Origin of the sequence: Streptomyces sp. CAI-85 (assembly GCF_013363615.1) — a bacterium.
Lineage (GTDB): Bacteria > Actinomycetota > Actinomycetes > Streptomycetales > Streptomycetaceae > Streptomyces > Streptomyces antibioticus_B.
Window position 1 is genome coordinate 1 of record NZ_JAANNX010000190.1, and the last position, 1,276, is coordinate 1,276.

1 protein-coding gene is annotated in these 1,276 nt (G+C 69.0%); it reads right to left on the reverse strand.

The features are described 5' to 3' along the window. Nucleotides 1-1,276, reverse strand: a 1,276-nt coding sequence (locus G6W55_RS37670) for a 3-hydroxyacyl-CoA dehydrogenase family protein (protein WP_175525067.1), incomplete at both ends; no start/stop codon positions are given.

The following is a 1,276-nucleotide window of genomic DNA, read 5'->3' on the forward strand; positions in this document are numbered from 1 at the left end:
CGGTCCAGGTACGGCGTGATGCCGCCCAGGTGGAAGGGCCAGCCCGCACCGGTGATCAGGCACAGGTCGATGTCCTGGGCCTCGGCGACGACGCCCTCGTCGAGCATGAGCCCGATCTCCTGCGCCACCGCGTCCAGCACCCGGGCCCGCACCTGCTCCTCGGTCAGGACGTCGTCGCCCTGCTTGAGGAGCGCGGCGACCTCGGGGTCCAGCTCCGGCTTGCCGCTGTCGTAGACGTAGAAGCCGCGCTTGCCCGCCTTGACGACCGCCGCGAGGTTCGCGGAGACCGTGAAGCGGTCCGGGAACGCGCGGTTGAGCGTCTCGGAGACATGCAGACCGATCGCGGGCCCGACCAGCTCCAGCAGCACCAGCGGGGACATCGGCAGGCCGAGCGGCTCCACCGCCTTCTCCGCGACCTCGACCGGGGTGCCCTCGTCGATGACGTTCTGCACCTCGCCCATGAAGCGGGTCAGGATGCGGTTCACGACGAACGCCGGGGCGTCCTTGACCAGAACGGCCGTCTTCTTCAGCTTCTTGGCGACGGCGAACGCCGTGGCCAGCGAGGCGTCGTCGGTCTTCTCGCCGCGCACGATCTCCAGCAGCGGCAGGATCGCGACCGGGTTGAAGAAGTGGAAGCCCACGACCCGCTCGGGGTTCTTCAGCTTCGACGCCATCTCGGACACCGACAGCGAGGAGGTGTTGGTGGCGAGGATCGCGTGCGCCGGGGCGACCGCCTCGACCTCCGCGAACACCTGCTGCTTGACACCGATCTCCTCGAACACGGCCTCGATGATGAAGTCCGCGTCCGCGAAGCCCTCGGCCTTGTCCAGCACACCGGAGACCAGGGCCTTGAGGCGGTTGGCCTTGTCCTGGTTGATCCGGCCCTTGCCGAGCAGCTTCTCGATCTCGGCGTGGACATAGCCCACACCCTTGTCCACGCGCTCCTGGTCGATGTCGGTCAGTACGACCGGCACCTCGAGGCGGCGCAGGAACAGCAGGGCGAGCTGAGAGGCCATCAGACCGGCGCCGACGACACCGACCTTGGTGACCGGACGGGCCAGGCTCTTGTCCGGGGCCCCGGCCGGGCGCTTGCCGCGCTTCTGCACCAGGTTGAACGCGTAGATGCCGGCGCGCAGTTCACCACCCATGATCAGGTCGGCGAGCGCGATGTCCTCGGCGTCGTAGCCCTGCTGGAGGTCGCCGTTCTTGGCGGCGGCGATGATGTCCAGCGCGCGGTAGGCGGCCGGGGCCGCGCCGTGCACCTTGGAGTCGGCGA